Annotated in this window: 15 protein-coding genes; 7 read left to right on the top strand and 8 right to left on the bottom strand. The window is 62.1% G+C overall.

Annotated elements, in window-relative coordinates; translation table 11 throughout:
* The 3 genes from trpD (at window position 1) to E2H86_RS10035 (ending at window position 2,706) form a co-directional block, all read left to right on the top strand.
* Window positions 1–1,050 carry an anthranilate phosphoribosyltransferase gene (gene trpD / locus E2H86_RS10045; RefSeq protein WP_133327259.1) on the top strand — a complete coding sequence of 350 codons (1,050 nt, stop codon included), beginning with the start codon at window positions 1–3 and terminating at the stop codon, window positions 1,048–1,050.
* Window positions 1,047–1,880: an indole-3-glycerol phosphate synthase TrpC gene (gene trpC / locus E2H86_RS10040; RefSeq protein ID WP_133327257.1), complete on the top strand. Its 834-nt coding sequence runs from the start codon at window positions 1,047–1,049 to the stop codon at window positions 1,878–1,880. Before trpD ends, trpC begins: the two co-directional genes overlap by 4 nt.
* Before the next feature lie 121 nt (window positions 1,881–2,001).
* A complete protein-coding gene (locus tag E2H86_RS10035; RefSeq protein ID WP_133327255.1) occupies window positions 2,002–2,706 on the top strand; it encodes a lipoate--protein ligase family protein in 705 nt (234 codons plus the stop codon).
* Here E2H86_RS10035 and crp read toward each other — a convergent pair.
* Window positions 2,703–3,347 carry a cAMP-activated global transcriptional regulator CRP gene (crp, locus tag E2H86_RS10030; protein ID WP_133327253.1) on the bottom strand — a complete coding sequence of 215 codons (645 nt, stop codon included), beginning with the start codon at window positions 3,345–3,347 and terminating at the stop codon, window positions 2,703–2,705. The genes E2H86_RS10035 and crp overlap by 4 nt on opposite strands.
* Before the next feature lie 189 nt (window positions 3,348–3,536).
* Between crp and E2H86_RS10025 the strand changes: the two genes are divergently transcribed.
* Window positions 3,537–3,959 (top strand): OsmC family protein, encoded by a 423-nt coding sequence (locus tag E2H86_RS10025; protein ID WP_003255523.1) that lies wholly within the window; start codon window positions 3,537–3,539, stop codon window positions 3,957–3,959.
* 39 nt (window positions 3,960–3,998) lie between these two features.
* On the opposite strand, the gene E2H86_RS10020 is transcribed toward E2H86_RS10025, so the two are convergent.
* The 5 genes from E2H86_RS10020 to hemJ form a co-directional block, all read right to left on the bottom strand.
* Window positions 3,999–5,039 carry a DUF2157 domain-containing protein gene (locus E2H86_RS10020; protein WP_133327251.1) on the bottom strand — a complete coding sequence of 347 codons (1,041 nt, stop codon included), beginning with the start codon at window positions 5,037–5,039 and terminating at the stop codon, window positions 3,999–4,001.
* Window positions 5,040–5,046: 7 nt separating this feature from the next.
* Window positions 5,047–5,694: a 2-polyprenyl-3-methyl-6-methoxy-1,4-benzoquinone monooxygenase gene (coq7, locus tag E2H86_RS10015; RefSeq protein ID WP_133327249.1), complete on the bottom strand. Its 648-nt coding sequence runs from the start codon at window positions 5,692–5,694 to the stop codon at window positions 5,047–5,049.
* 65 nt (window positions 5,695–5,759) lie between these two features.
* Window positions 5,760–6,098, bottom strand: a complete 339-nt coding sequence (locus tag E2H86_RS10010; protein WP_133327247.1) for a histidine triad nucleotide-binding protein — start codon at window positions 6,096–6,098, stop codon at window positions 5,760–5,762.
* A 64-nt stretch (window positions 6,099–6,162) separates the two neighbouring features.
* Complete coding sequence (locus tag E2H86_RS10005) at window positions 6,163–6,945, bottom strand: SDR family NAD(P)-dependent oxidoreductase (protein ID WP_133327245.1); 783 nt, start codon at window positions 6,943–6,945, stop codon at window positions 6,163–6,165.
* 87 nt (window positions 6,946–7,032) lie between these two features.
* The gene (hemJ, locus tag E2H86_RS10000) at window positions 7,033–7,458 is read right to left on the bottom strand and encodes a protoporphyrinogen oxidase HemJ (RefSeq protein WP_133327243.1); all 426 of its coding nucleotides are present in this window, start codon (window positions 7,456–7,458) and stop codon (window positions 7,033–7,035) included.
* A 141-nt stretch (window positions 7,459–7,599) separates the two neighbouring features.
* Between hemJ and argC the strand changes: the two genes are divergently transcribed.
* Window positions 7,600–8,634, top strand: coding sequence for an N-acetyl-gamma-glutamyl-phosphate reductase (gene argC, locus E2H86_RS09995; protein ID WP_133327242.1), 1,035 nt, complete (start codon window positions 7,600–7,602; stop codon window positions 8,632–8,634).
* A gap of 146 nt (window positions 8,635–8,780) precedes the next feature.
* Window positions 8,781–9,131: an iron-sulfur cluster insertion protein ErpA gene (erpA, locus tag E2H86_RS09990; protein ID WP_133327240.1), complete on the top strand. Its 351-nt coding sequence runs from the start codon at window positions 8,781–8,783 to the stop codon at window positions 9,129–9,131.
* A 59-nt stretch (window positions 9,132–9,190) separates the two neighbouring features.
* Here erpA and E2H86_RS09985 read toward each other — a convergent pair whose 3' ends face one another.
* Both E2H86_RS09985 and E2H86_RS09980 read right to left on the bottom strand, forming a co-directional pair.
* Window positions 9,191–10,282, bottom strand: coding sequence for an anhydro-N-acetylmuramic acid kinase (locus tag E2H86_RS09985; protein ID WP_133327238.1), 1,092 nt, complete (start codon window positions 10,280–10,282; stop codon window positions 9,191–9,193).
* A gap of 4 nt (window positions 10,283–10,286) precedes the next feature.
* The gene (locus E2H86_RS09980) at window positions 10,287–11,690 is read right to left on the bottom strand and encodes a peptidoglycan DD-metalloendopeptidase family protein (protein WP_133327236.1); all 1,404 of its coding nucleotides are present in this window, start codon (window positions 11,688–11,690) and stop codon (window positions 10,287–10,289) included.
* A gap of 212 nt (window positions 11,691–11,902) precedes the next feature.
* Between E2H86_RS09980 and tyrS the strand changes: the two genes are divergently transcribed.
* Window positions 11,903–13,102: a tyrosine--tRNA ligase gene (gene tyrS / locus E2H86_RS09975; RefSeq protein ID WP_133327234.1), complete on the top strand. Its 1,200-nt coding sequence runs from the start codon at window positions 11,903–11,905 to the stop codon at window positions 13,100–13,102.
* Window positions 13,103–13,273: the final 171 nt, after the last annotated feature.

Here is a 13,273-nt window from a genome sequence, read left to right as displayed (position 1 = left end):
ATGGATATCAAGACCGCGTTGAGTCGAATCGTCGGCCACCTGGACCTGTCTACCGAGGAAATGCGCGATGTCATGCGTCAGATCATGACCGGCCAGTGCAGCGAGGCGCAGATCGGCGCCTTCCTGATGGGTATGCGCATGAAGAGCGAGAGCATCGATGAGATCGTCGGTGCGGTGTCGGTGATGCGTGAGCTGGCCGACAAGGTCGAGCTGAACACCCTCGATGGGGTGGTCGACATCGTCGGCACCGGTGGCGATGGCGCCAACATCTTCAATGTCTCCACCGCTTCATCGTTCGTCCTCGCCGCTGCCGGTTGCACCGTGGCCAAGCATGGCAACCGTGCGGTGTCCGGCAAAAGCGGCAGCGCCGACCTGCTGGAAGCCGCCGGTATCTACCTGAACCTGACGCCAACCCAGGTCGCCCGCTGCATCGACAGCCTGGGTATCGGCTTCATGTTCGCCCAGAGCCATCACTCGGCGATGAAACATGCCGCAGGCCCGCGCCGTGACCTGGGCCTGCGTACCCTGTTCAACATGCTCGGCCCGCTTACGAACCCGGCCGGTGTGAAACATCAGGTGGTCGGCGTGTTCACCCAGGCGCTGTGCCGGCCTCTGGCGGAGGTGCTGCAGCGCCTGGGCAGCAAGCACGTGCTGGTGGTGCACTCCAAGGATGGTCTGGACGAGTTCAGCCTGGCCGCGCCGACCTATGTAGCCGAACTGAAGAACGGTGAGATCCTCGAGTACTGGGTCGAGCCGGAAGATCTCGGCATCAAGAGCCAGAGCCTGCACGGCCTGGCGGTCGAGGGCCCGCAGGCGTCGCTGGAGTTGATTCGCGATGCGTTGGGCCGACGCAAGACCGAGAATGGCCAGAAAGCCGCCGAAATGATCGTGCTCAATGCCGGTGCTGCGTTGTACGCCGCTGACCACGCGATGAGCCTCAAGGGGGGTGTCGAACTGGCGCACGACGTGTTGCACACCGGGTTGGCCTGGGAAAAGCTGCAGGAGCTGGGTGCATTTACCGCGGTATTCAAGGTGGAGAACGAAGCATGAGTGTACCGACGGTGCTGGAGAGGATCATTGCCCGCAAGTTCCAGGAAGTGGCCGAGCGCAGTGCACGGGTCAGCCTGGCCGAGCTGGAGCGTCTGGCCAAAGCGGCCGATGCGCCACGAGGCTTCGCCAATGCCCTGATCGAACAGGCCAAGCGCAAGCAGCCTGCGGTCATCGCCGAGATCAAGAAGGCGTCGCCGAGCAAGGGTGTCATTCGCGAGAACTTCGTACCCGCGGAGATTGCCGTCAGTTACGAAAAAGGCGGGGCGACCTGCCTGTCGGTGTTGACCGATGTGGACTACTTCCAGGGTGCTGACGAGTACCTGCAGCAGGCGCGCGCTGCGGTTGCGCTGCCGGTGATCCGCAAGGACTTCATGGTCGACCCCTACCAGATCGTCGAGGCCCGGGCCTTGGGCGCCGACTGCGTGTTGCTGATCGTTTCGGCCCTGGACGATGTGAAAATGGCCGAGCTGGCCGCCACGGCCAAGGACGTCGGCCTCGACGTGCTGGTCGAAGTGCACGATGGCGATGAGCTGGAGCGGGCCTTGAAGACCCTCGACACGCCATTGGTCGGAGTCAACAACCGCAACCTGCACACCTTCGACGTCAGCCTGGAAACCACCCTCGATCTGCTGCCTCGTATCCCGCGCGACCGTTTGGCCATCACCGAAAGCGGTATTCTCAACCGCGCCGATGTCGAGCTGATGGCAATCAATGACGTTTACTCGTTCCTGGTCGGTGAGGCGTTCATGCGGGCCGAACAGCCGGGGCTGGAACTGCAGCGGTTGTTCTTCCCGGAACTGGTGAAGAAGACCGTTCAGTCCTTGGACTGATCGAACCGAAGCCGGCCTTGTGCCGGCTTTTTCATACCTCTGGATTCCAGCACCGTCCCTGTAGGAGCGGGCTTGCCCGCGAAAGTGGCCGGTGGCGCCAACATCATAGGTGGCCCAATCAATGACCGATCAACCCCTGGCCCTGACCGTCGAACAAGGCTTGCACGCCGAACAGGAGCTGCTCGCCGCCGTCTGCCGTGGCGAACGCGAAGCCGGCGTGCTGTTCTGGCGTCCCATCGACCATGCCCTGGTCATGCCCCGGCGTATGAGCCGCCTGGACAACTTCGAAACCGCCTGCGCGGAGTTGGCAATCGCCGGCTGGCCGGTCCTGCTGCGCGAAACCGGTGGCGAACCGGTGCCTCAGTCGCATGCGACGGTGAACGTGGCACTGGTGTATGTGGCACCACGCAGCGAAGGGGACCATGGTCGTATCGAGAACGCCTACGAACGGCTGTGTCTGCCGCTGTGCGATGTATTGCGCGAATGGGGTGGGGTGGCGTCGGTAGGTGAGATCGACGGTGCTTTCTGCGATGGCCGCTACAACGTCAATCTCAATGGTCGCAAGCTGGTGGGTACGGCTCAGCGCTGGCGTCAGGGTCTGGGAGGCAAGCGTCCGGTGGTGCTGGTGCATGGCGCGTTGTTGCTGGACAACGAGCGTGAGTCGATGGTGGCGGCGGTCAATCGCTTCAACGAATGCTGTGGCCTTGAACAGCGATGCCGCGCCGACAGCCATATTGCCCTGCATGAGGTGGCGCCCCAAGTACCGTGGTTCGAGCGTTTGTCCCGCGCCTACGGCGAGGTATTGGCGGCGCTGCCCAGGGATTAGCGGGTGCCGTAGACCACCATGGTCTTGCCCTTGACCTGCACCAGGCTGCGCTCCTCGAGATCCTTGAGGACGCGACCGACCATTTCCCGCGAACAGCCAACGATACGGCCGATTTCCTGACGGGTGATCTTGATCTGCATGCCGTCGGGGTGAGTCATGGCATCGGGCTGCTTGCACAGGTCGAGCAAGCAGCGGGCGACGCGGCCAGTGACATCGAAGAACGCCAGATCGCCGACCTTGCGCGTGGTGTTGCGCAGGCGCTGGGCCATCTGGCTGCCAAGTGCGTAGAGAATCTCCGGGTCCTGGCGCGCCAGTTCGCGAAACTTGTCGTAGCTGATCTCGGCCACTTCGCACTCGGTCTTGGCGCGTACCCAGGCGCTACGCTGCTGGTCGCTGCCGGCTGGCTCGAACAAGCCCAGTTCGCCGAAGAAGTCGCCGCTGTTGAGGTAGGCGATGATCATTTCATGACCTTCGTCGTCCTCGATGAGGATGGTCACCGAACCCTTGAGGATGAACGACAATGTATCGGCCCGGTCACCGGCGCAGATGATGTTGCTCTTGGCGACATAGCGCCGACGCTGGCAGTGCACCAGCAGCTTGTCGATATTCTTGATCTTGGCGGGAAGGGCAGAGGCAACCATCACGAAATCCTGTTCGATGCGACGGGGAGTCTTGTTAGCAGCTATCTGGCAGGAACGCGCCAGTCGATTGGCGCCAGCTTATCAGACACTGTGGGTGTTTAAGCACAAAAGCGCAGCGTCTTGAGCTTTTCCGACGGCTGCACAAGCCGTAAGCTGACACCCTTTTCCGAATTTCAGGAGTATGGATAGATGAAGGCACGCATCCAGTGGGCCGGCGAAGCGATGTTCCTCGGCGAGTCGGGGAGCGGCCATGTCGTCGTGATGGATGGCCCACCCGAATCCGGTGGTCGTAACCTGGGCGTGCGTCCGATGGAAATGCTGCTGCTCGGCCTGGGTGGCTGCAGCAGTTTCGACGTCGTCAGTATCCTGAAGAAGTCGCGCCAGGCGGTGGAAAGCTGCGAGGCCTTCCTCGAAGCGGAGCGTGCCAGCGAGGATCCGAAGGTATTCACCAAGATCCACATGAATTTCGTGGTGAAAGGGCGCGGGCTCAAAGAAGCCCAGGTCAAGCGCGCAGTGGAACTGTCGGCGGAGAAGTACTGCTCGGCGTCGATCATGCTCGAGCGCGCCGGGGTGGAAATCACCCACGGCTACGAGATCGTCGAACTGGGTTGAACTCAACACGCCTGGGCGGCCTCGTCGCCCAGACGGTGCTCAGTCGCGTAACGCCGGTAGTGCCGTCAGCAACCACCGGGGCAGGCGCTCTCGGGCCGAGCGACTCAGGTGGTCGCGGCGTTTCTGATATGCCAGTCCAAGACCGATCACCCCCAGGCCGATCAAGGTCAGCACCACGGGGAACAACAGCGAGTCGGCGAATACCTCGTAAGCCAGGTAGCCCAGGTACGCAGCGATCCCTAACGCGCCGAAGACCATGAATACCGGGCGGCGCAACACGATGGCCATCGCCATCAAGCCGAGGTTGATCAGGCAGTAGAAGGCTTTGCCCAACTCGCTGTCGCTGTCCATCAAGGTCAAGCCACCCCAGAACGCCATCAACCCGGCCAGATAGCCCCAGTGCGCATAGTCCTGGCGCGTGCGGCCATCCACCAGCAGCATGACGGCCAGCAGGCCCAGGCCAAACCACAATGACACCGTGCGCCGCTGCTCCCAGGTGAAAGGCGCGCCGTAGATCCACTCACTCAAGTCCATCGACATGAACCACAAGGCCACGGCGATCGGCATGGCGATGAACGGATAGGGAACCAGTCTCAGCATGAGCAGCCCGGCCACCACGGTCGCCGCCTCCATCAGCAGCCAGGCGCCACGGATGTAAGCGTAGTAATCGTGGTAGCTCGACTGTGCATCTTCCAGTGGCCACCAGCCCAGCAGCCGTTCGACCGCGAACACGGCCAGCGGCACGATGCTGACGGCTACGGCCGCCAGTACGCCAGCGGCGACGGCCTGGCCGCGCCGCTGCAGGTTCAGGGCGAAGCCTGTGAGTAAGAAGATATAGAGTACGGCGATCGCCAGCAGTGCCCAGTCGCCGACGCGCATCCAGGCTTCGGTGAGCAGCCAGCCCATGGCACCCATGATCAGCAAGGCGCCGAAGTAGAAAGCGGCGTGGGCCAGTTGCAGGCTGCCACGTGCCGCCGGTTGTTGGCGCAGGAACGCGAGCAGGGCATGATCCTGGCCGGGCTGGAGAATCCCGGCCTGCACCGCGCGCGCCAGGTCCTTGGCGTCGAAGCGATCCGTCATGACGTCCTCAGATGCGGTAAGTGCTCTTGGTCATGACCTTGGCCAGCAGGCTCATGCCAAAGCGCACTGGGGCCGGAAAACGGTATCCACCGGCTTCGAGGGCCGACTCGGCGTGTTGCTCTTCGTCCACTCGCATCTGCTCGAGGATCGCCCGGGACTTCTCGTCCTCGTGCGGGATCTGCTCGAGGTGCTCGTCCAGGTGTTTGCACACCTGGTGTTCGGTGGCGGCGACGAAGCCCAGGCTGACCTTGTCGCTGACCAGTCCGGCCAAGGCACCGATACCGAACGACATACCGTAAAACAGCGGATTGAGCACGCTCGGGTGGCTGTTGAGCTGACGGATACGCTGCTCGCACCAGGCCAGGTGGTCGATTTCTTCTTCGGCGGCATGCTCCATGGCTTTGCGCACCTCGGGCAGCTTGGCGGTCAGGGCCTGGCCCTGATACAGCGCCTGGGCACAGACTTCGCCGGTATGGTTGATGCGCATCAGACCGGCAATATGACGGGCCTGCGCCTCGTCCAAATCGGTGTCCGGCTGGATGACGGCGGGGGAAGGGCGGGAAGGTTGGCCGCTGAAGGGCAGCAAGGTGCGCATGGCGGTATCGGCCTGCAGCAACAAGCGGTCGAGCGGCGAGTAGTGACGTTCGGTAGCCATCGGGCACCTCCGCAAGAATGTGCCCGACAGTTTAACGCAATCGATGCGGGGTCGCCTGCTCTGGATCAGCCCGGCGGCCAGTGCATTTGACGTTGGCCGAGCACATGCATGTGAATGTGGTAGACGGTTTGCCCACCTTGTTCGTTGCAGTTCATGACCACACGGAAACCGTCCTCGCAGCCGAGTTCCTTGGCCAGGCGTTGGGCGGTGAACAGGATGTGGCCCGCCAGCCCCTTGTCGTCTTCGGTCAGGTCGTTGAGGGTGCGGATGTGCTTTTTCGGGATGACCAGAAAGTGCACCGGCGCCTGGGGGGCGATGTCGTGGAAGGCCAGAACCTGGTCGTCCTCGTAGATGATCTTCGCCGGGATTTCCCGGTTGATGATCTTGATGAATAAATCGTCCACAGCACTTGCTCCATGGTGAGGGTCCGGGCCGAGTGTACTCAGCCCGGTGCCGCTCGCCCAGTGGCTATTCCATTCCAACCGGGCAATAGCGGCGATGGATGACGCCGGCCAGCTTGCGCACCAGCCACGCCGGCAGCAGGCGCGGAGCGAACGCCAGCCAGCGGTTACGCCGGCCGGGGATGATCACCGCACGGTTGCGGTCCAGTGCGCGCACAGCGTGCAGTGCGACTTCCTCGGGGCTCAGGCAGCGGCTGCCGCCATCGAGCCGTGGGATCGGTCGCCGTGCCGAGCGCACCGGGCCGGGGCACAGTACCGAGACCTTGATGCCTGTGCGCTTGAGCTCTTCGCGCAAGGCCTGGGAGAAACTCATCACATAAGCTTTGCTGGCCGCATAGGTGGCCATCCAGGGACCCGGCGCCACGGCGGCGAGACCGGCGACGTTGAGAATCTGCCCGCCCCCCTGGATCGCCATCAGGTTGCCGATGGCGTGGCATAGGCGGCTCAGGGCCAGGATATCGACCTCCAGCAAGTCCTGCTCATCAGCCCACTCATGGGCCAGGAACGGCCCATAGGTGCGCTGCCCCGCGCAATTGACCAGCAAGTCGATGCGCCGCTCGCCTTCCTCAAGCTCCAGTACGAATCCGGAAAGCCGCAGCGGTTGACTGAGGTCGCAGGCGCGCAGCAGCACTTCTACGCCGAAGCGTTGGCTGAGCTCGATGGCCACCGGCTCCAGGGTTTCCCGATGGCGTGCCACCAGGATCAGGTTGCGCCCGCGCCGCGCCAAGGCTTCCGCCAGTGCCAGGCCCAAGCCGCTGGAAGCACCGGTGATCATGGCGTAACGGGTCATGCAAGGCTCCTGGCGGCGGATGAGGGCAGGTAGTGTACAGCGCGTGACAGACCGAAGTGTTGCCTTTCGTTTCAGCCTTCGCAGGGGCTAGAACGGTTTGACCACCACCAGGATGACGATTGCCAGCAGGAACACTACCGGCACCTCGTTGAACCAGCGGTAGTACACGTGACTGCGGGTATTGGTGCCGGCGGCGAAGCGTTTGCGCTGGGCACTGCACATGTGGTGATAGCCGGTCAGCAGGATCACCAGGGTCAACTTGGCGTGCAGCCAGCCCTGACTCAGCCAGCCAGGAGTGAGGTAGAGCATCCAGGCGCCGAACACATAAGTGGCGACCATGGCCGGATTCATGATGCCACGCAGCAACTTGCGCTCCATGACCATGAAGCGCTCCTGGCTGACCTTGTCCTCGCTCTGTGCGTGGTAGACGAACAGGCGCGGCAGGTAGAACAGGCCGGCGAACCAGCAGACGACACTGACGATGTGCAGGGCTTTTATCCACAGATAGAGCATGGAGGGAGTTCCTTCAGGATTCACGGTCGTCAGATAGTAGTGGTCAAGCGTGCCAAGGGACACCTGAAGAGTTGTTACAGGAGCCACGGCCCCCTATTATCGTGCGCTTTCCAGTGGGTTCGTCAAAAAGGGGCAAGCGTCATGATCAAGGTCGGTATCGTCGGCGGCACGGGTTACACCGGTGTCGAACTGTTGCGTCTGCTGGCACAGCATCCGCAGGCAGAAGTTGCGGTCATCACCTCGCGCTCCGAGGCGGGCGTGGCGGTAGCCGACATGTACCCGAACCTGCGCGGCCACTACGACGGCCTGGCCTTCAGCGTCCCGGACAGCAAGACCCTGGCGGCCTGCGACGTGGTGTTCTTCGCCACCCCGCACGGTGTCGCCCACGCTTTGGCCGGCGAGTTGCTGGCGGCGGGCACCAAGGTGATCGACCTGTCGGCAGATTTCCGTCTGCAGGATGCCACCGAGTGGGGCAAATGGTACGGTCAGCCCCATGGTGCACCGGAGTTGCTCAAGGATGCCGTGTATGGTCTGCCGGAGGTGAACCGCGAAAAAATTCGCCAGGCGCGCCTGATTGCCGTGCCGGGTTGCTACCCCACCGCTACCCAGCTGGGCTTCCTGCCTTTGCTCGAAGCTGGGCTGGCGGATGCTTCGCGCCTGATCGCCGACTGCAAGTCGGGTGTCAGTGGTGCAGGTCGGGGCGCAGCCGTCGGTTCGCTGTTCTGTGAAGCAGGCGAGAGCATGAAGGCCTATGCCGTCAAGGGCCACCGCCACCTGCCGGAGATCAGCCAGGGCCTGCGCCTGGCTGCAGGCAAGGACATCGGCCTGACCTTCGTGCCACACCTGACCCCCATGATTCGTGGTATCCATGCCACTCTGTACGCGACGGTCGCCGACACCTCGGTCGACCTGCAGGCATTGTTCGAGAAGCGCTACGCTGACGAACCGTTCGTCGATGTGATGCCCGCTGGCAGCCATCCGGAAACCCGCAGTGTGCGCGGTGCCAACGTTTGCCGTATTGCCGTGCATCGCCCGCAGGGCGGCGACCTGGTGGTGGTCCTGTCGGTCATCGACAACCTCGTCAAGGGTGCATCCGGGCAGGCGGTGCAGAACCTCAACATCCTGTTCGGTCTGGACGAACGCATGGGCCTTTCCCACGCCGGCCTGCTGCCGTAATTGTCTGGTGGTCACCAAGGCCCGCCCCGTGCGGGCCTTTTTCTTGGCACAGACTAAAGCCGCACAATTCTTGACCATTTTTCTCGGGGAAGCGGATAATGCGCGTCATCGAGTTTTATGGCGGCACCAACGCCGGGAGAATCAGCATGAGCGTCGAAACCTTCACCCCCACGGTTCTTGAATTCACCCAAGGGGCTGCACAAAAGGTGAAGACCCTGGTCACCGAGGAAGGCAATGATCGTCTGAAGTTGCGTGTATTCGTGACAGGCGGCGGCTGCTCGGGCTTCCAGTATGGCTTCACCTTCGATGAGGACGTGGCCGAAGACGACACCATCGTCGAGCGCGAAGGCGTATCGCTGGTGGTCGACCCCATGAGCTTCCAGTACCTGGCTGGCGCCGAGGTGGATTATCAGGAAGGTCTGGAAGGGTCGCGTTTCGTGATCAAGAACCCGAACGCCACCACCACTTGCGGTTGCGGTTCCTCGTTCTCGATCTGAGAACAGCAGGTAGCAAAACGCCGCGCATTTGCGCGGCGTTTTGCATTGTGGCGGCTGGGTTAGGCAGGGTAGATCGCGCCGAGAATGCGCAACCCTCTGGCGGCGGTGACGCTCGGGCGGTTAGCGGGGATGCCTTCAAGGCAGCAATGTGCGAGCCAGGCAAACGCCATGCCTTCGACCCAGTCCGGGTCCACGCCATGGGCGGCGGTGCTGGCAACCTGAGCGTCGGGCAGCAACGCAGCCAGGCGGGCCATCAAGGTGCCGTTGCGCGCACCGCCACCGCAGACCAACAACGCCTCGGTGTCCTGCTGAGCGTTGCGTAAGGATTCGATGATGCTGCGTGCGGTCAGCTCGAGCAGCGTGGCCTGGACGTCCTCATCACGATAGCTGGGCAGGCGGGACAGGTGACTCTGCAGCCAGGGCAGATTGAACACCTCGCGGCCAGTACTCTTGGGCCCGGCGCCGGAAAAGAATGGGTCGCCCAGCATCGCGGCGAGCAATTCATCGATCACCTGCCCAGTTGCCGCCCAAGCGCCGTCGGCGTCATAGCGCAGGCCGCGCTGCTGCTCGATCCAGGCATCCATCAGCACATTGCCCGGGCCGCAATCGAAGCCATGCACTGGCGCATCGCAGGCGATCAGACTGAGGTTGCTGAATCCACCTACATTGAGCACCGCCAAGCGCTGCCCCAGATGACCGAACAAGGTCTCGTGGAAAGCGGGTACAAGGGGAGCGCCTTGTCCACCTGCGGCGACGTCGCGGCGACGGAAGTCGGCCACCACGCTGATGCCGGTCAGCTCGGCGAGCAGGGCGGGGTTGCCGATCTGGACGGTGAAGCCCTGGGCGGGCTCGTGGCGGATGGTTTGGCCGTGACTGCCAATGGCACGAATGGCGCCCGAGTCCAGACCTTGGGTTGCAAGGAGTGTCCGAATACCTTCGGCGGCTAGGGTAGCCCAGTGGTTTTCTGCCAACGCCGCACGGGCAATTTCGTCAGGACCGCTGGCGCACAGGCTCAACAGGCGCTGACGGAGCTCGCTGGGCATCGGCAGGTAGTGGGTGGCGAGCAGGCTGGGCTGCTCGCCCTGTTCGATCAGGGCGATATCGAGACCATCGAGGCTGGTGCCGGACATCACCCCCAGATAGAGCGCCATGGTTTCAGCGCTTGTTCGCGGCGAGAAGCGTGGCCTTTTCCTGATCCATGCGTGCGATCAGCGGTTTGCTCTGCTGCAGGAAACGCTGACGTTCGGCTTTTGCAATCGGGTCGGCCATTGGCACCTTCTGGCTCAGCGGATCGACATGCACGCCGTTGACCTGGAACTCGTAGTGCAGGTGTGGGCCGGTGGACAAGCCGGTGGTGCCGATATAGCCGATGATCTGGCCCTGCTTCACGGTGGTGCCGGTCTTGATGCCTTTGGCGAAGCCCTGCATGTGGCCGTACAAGGTTTTATAGCGGTTACCATGGGCAATGATCACGGTGTTTCCATAGCCACCACGGCGGCCGGCCAGCTCGATGCGGCCATCGCCGGCGGCTTTGATCGGGGTGCCGCGAGGTGCAGCGTAGTCCACACCTTTGTGGGCGCGGATCTTGTTGAGAATGGGGTGCTTGCGGCCAGCAGAGAAGCGCGAGCTGATGCGGGCGAAGTCCACCGGTGTGCGGATGAAGGCCTTGCGCAGACTATTGCCGTCGGCGGTGTAGTAACTGGTATTGCCCTGCTTGTTGGTGTAACGCACGGCCGTGTAGGTCTTGCCGCGATTGGTGAAGCGGGCAGAGAGAATGTTGCCGGTGCCGACCACCTTGCCGTCCATGACCTTCTGTTCGTACACCACGTCGAATTCGTCGCCCTGGCGAATGTCCTGAGCGAAGTCGATGTCGTAGCCCAGCACGCGGGCCATATCCATGGTCAGGCTGTGGGACAGGCCGGCGCGCTGCGCGGAGGCCGACAACGAGCTCTTGATCACGCCGTGAGCATATGCAGTGCGCACAGTGGGCTTGCTGATCTCGCGGTCGAAGCTGTAGCCCTTGTCGGTCTTGCTCAGGCGAATGGTCTCAAGGTTGCTGACCTTGCTCTGCAGGCTGGTCAGTTGGCCATCCTTGTCGAGTTCGAACTGCAGCACCTGGCCGTGCTTGAGCTGGCTGAACTGCTTGGCCTGCTTGCTGCTGGCGAGCACGTCGTGCACGACGCTGGGGGCCAGACCGACTTCGGCAAACAGCGTGGACAGGGTGTCGCCGCTGGCGACGGTCACTTCGCGGTGGCCGGGCTGCTTGGCATCTGGTTGCGTTTGGCTGTCCGCCTGTTCGGTGGCCGGCTCGGCACCTTCGATCTGCGCGAAGGGTGAAGCTTGATCACCTTCGGCTTGGTCCGTCGCGGCTGCATCGGAGCGGTCTTTGAGTTGATCGGCCGGGCTTTCGAGCTCCAGGCTGAGGGTGGTTTTCTTGGCTTCCACCTCACTGGAAGGGAATACCAGCAAGGCCAGGCTGAGCAGGGCGGCGATACCGCTAGCGGCCAACAGATGGCTTTTCGGATAAAGCGGAGGCGCTTTAGGCGTTTCGTTGGTCATAGGTAAAAAGACTTTGAAAATGTGAAATGGAAAAGATGAATGACATGATGAAGATGAAATAACTGTATAAAATATAACCAAATCCATTTTCGCGCAAGGGCGCGTAGACGCTGCAAGGCGCCTGTCGGGTCACATTCCATTGCGAAACTTGTATTTGATGGCCGATCTTGTATGGTTGGCTCCCCTTGAATCTGAGCCTTGCGGGTCTGTCTATGAAGTCGGTTGAAGAGCAGCTGGCGCTTATCAAGCGCGGTGCGGAAGAAGTGTTGGTCGAGTCGGAACTGGTTGAGAAGCTCAAGCGCGGCCAGCCTCTGCGTATCAAGGCAGGCTTCGACCCGACGGCGCCCGATCTGCATCTGGGGCACACGGTGCTGATCAACAAGCTGCGCCAGTTCCAGGAGCTGGGGCACCAGGTGATCTTCCTGATTGGTGACTTCACCGGCATGATCGGCGATCCGAGCGGTAAGAGTGCCACCCGCCCGCCGCTGACGCGCGAGCAGGTGCTGGAGAATGCCGAGACGTATAAGCAGCAGGTGTTCAAGATCCTCGACCCGGCCAAGACCGAGGTGGCGTTCAACTCCACCTGGATGGACAAGCTGACTCCGGCCGACTTCATTCGCCTGGCATCGCAGTACACCGTGGCGCGCATGCTGGAGCGTGATGATTTCGACAAGCGCTATACCACCAACCAGCCGATCGCCATCCACGAGTTTCTTTACCCGCTCGTGCAAGGTTATGACTCGGTGGCGCTCAAGGCGGACGTCGAGCTTGGCGGTACCGACCAGAAGTTCAACCTGCTGATGGGGCGCGAGTTGCAGCGCGCCTACGGCCAGGAGGCGCAGAACATTGTGACCATGCCGCTGCTCGAAGGGCTGGATGGCGTGAAGAAGATGTCCAAGTCGCTCGGTAACTATGTCGGCATCCAGGAAGCGCCGGGGGTGATGTACAGCAAGCTGGTATCGATCCCGGATACGCTGATGTGGCGTTACTTCGAGCTGCTGAGCTTCCGCTCGATGGAAGAGATCGACCAGTTCCGTGCTGACGTGGCCAATGGTGCGAACCCGCGTGACATCAAGATCAAGCTGGCGGAAGAGATCGTTGCCCGCTTCCATGGTGAGGAGGCTGCTGCCAACGCGCACCGTGCGGCGGGTAATCGCATGAAGGAGGGTGAGCTTCCTGAAGACCTGCCGGAGGTCGAGGTGGTTGCCGCTGAAAGCCTGCCGATTGCTGCCGTGCTGAATCGTGCAGGTCTGGTGAAGAACTCGGCGCAGGCGCGCGATCTGCTCAGCGGTGGCGCGGTGAAGGTAGATGGCGCTGTGGTCGAGCGAGACTTCATGTTCGCAATCGGGGCCACCCACGTTTGTCAGGCTGGCAAGAAAGCCTTCGCTCGGGTGACGCTGAAGGCAGAGTGACGATTACGCTTGCGTAGCTATATAAGAAGCGGGGAGGCCGACAGGCCTCCCCGCTTTGCTTTTTGGGGTTTTGGCTAAATATCTGATTTTCTTGAAAATAGGTGTTGACGCCGTTTCGAATCCCCTTATAATGCGCACCACTTCCAACGCAGTCGGAACGTAAAACTCCTT

It is taken from the genome of Pseudomonas putida, assembly GCF_004357765.1.
GTDB classification, from domain to species: Bacteria; Pseudomonadota; Gammaproteobacteria; order Pseudomonadales; family Pseudomonadaceae; genus Aquipseudomonas; species Aquipseudomonas putida_U.
Note: the sequence above shows the minus strand (reverse complement) of the source record. Positions and strands in the feature narration are given on the sequence as shown.

What these genes read in the sequence shown, in the direction of transcription:
- trpD (WP_133327259.1), top strand. Translation starts at nt 1, where the DNA reads ATGGATATCAAGACCGCGTTGAGTCGAATCGTCGGCCACCTGGACCTG.
- trpC (WP_133327257.1), top strand. Translation starts at nt 1,047, where the DNA reads ATGAGTGTACCGACGGTGCTGGAGAGGATCATTGCCCGCAAGTTCCAG.
- E2H86_RS10035 (WP_133327255.1), top strand. Translation starts at nt 2,002, where the DNA reads ATGACCGATCAACCCCTGGCCCTGACCGTCGAACAAGGCTTGCACGCC.
- crp (WP_133327253.1), bottom strand. Translation starts at nt 3,347, where the DNA reads ATGGTTGCCTCTGCCCTTCCCGCCAAGATCAAGAATATCGACAAGCTG.
- E2H86_RS10025 (WP_003255523.1), top strand. Translation starts at nt 3,537, where the DNA reads ATGAAGGCACGCATCCAGTGGGCCGGCGAAGCGATGTTCCTCGGCGAG.
- E2H86_RS10020 (WP_133327251.1), bottom strand. Translation starts at nt 5,039, where the DNA reads ATGACGGATCGCTTCGACGCCAAGGACCTGGCGCGCGCGGTGCAGGCC.
- coq7 (WP_133327249.1), bottom strand. Translation starts at nt 5,694, where the DNA reads ATGGCTACCGAACGTCACTACTCGCCGCTCGACCGCTTGTTGCTGCAG.
- E2H86_RS10005 (WP_133327245.1), bottom strand. Translation starts at nt 6,945, where the DNA reads ATGACCCGTTACGCCATGATCACCGGTGCTTCCAGCGGCTTGGGCCTG.
- hemJ (WP_133327243.1), bottom strand. Translation starts at nt 7,458, where the DNA reads ATGCTCTATCTGTGGATAAAAGCCCTGCACATCGTCAGTGTCGTCTGC.
- argC (WP_133327242.1), top strand. Translation starts at nt 7,600, where the DNA reads ATGATCAAGGTCGGTATCGTCGGCGGCACGGGTTACACCGGTGTCGAA.
- erpA (WP_133327240.1), top strand. Translation starts at nt 8,781, where the DNA reads ATGAGCGTCGAAACCTTCACCCCCACGGTTCTTGAATTCACCCAAGGG.
- E2H86_RS09985 (WP_133327238.1), bottom strand. Translation starts at nt 10,282, where the DNA reads ATGGCGCTCTATCTGGGGGTGATGTCCGGCACCAGCCTCGATGGTCTC.
- E2H86_RS09980 (WP_133327236.1), bottom strand. Translation starts at nt 11,690, where the DNA reads ATGACCAACGAAACGCCTAAAGCGCCTCCGCTTTATCCGAAAAGCCAT.
- tyrS (WP_133327234.1), top strand. Translation starts at nt 11,903, where the DNA reads ATGAAGTCGGTTGAAGAGCAGCTGGCGCTTATCAAGCGCGGTGCGGAA.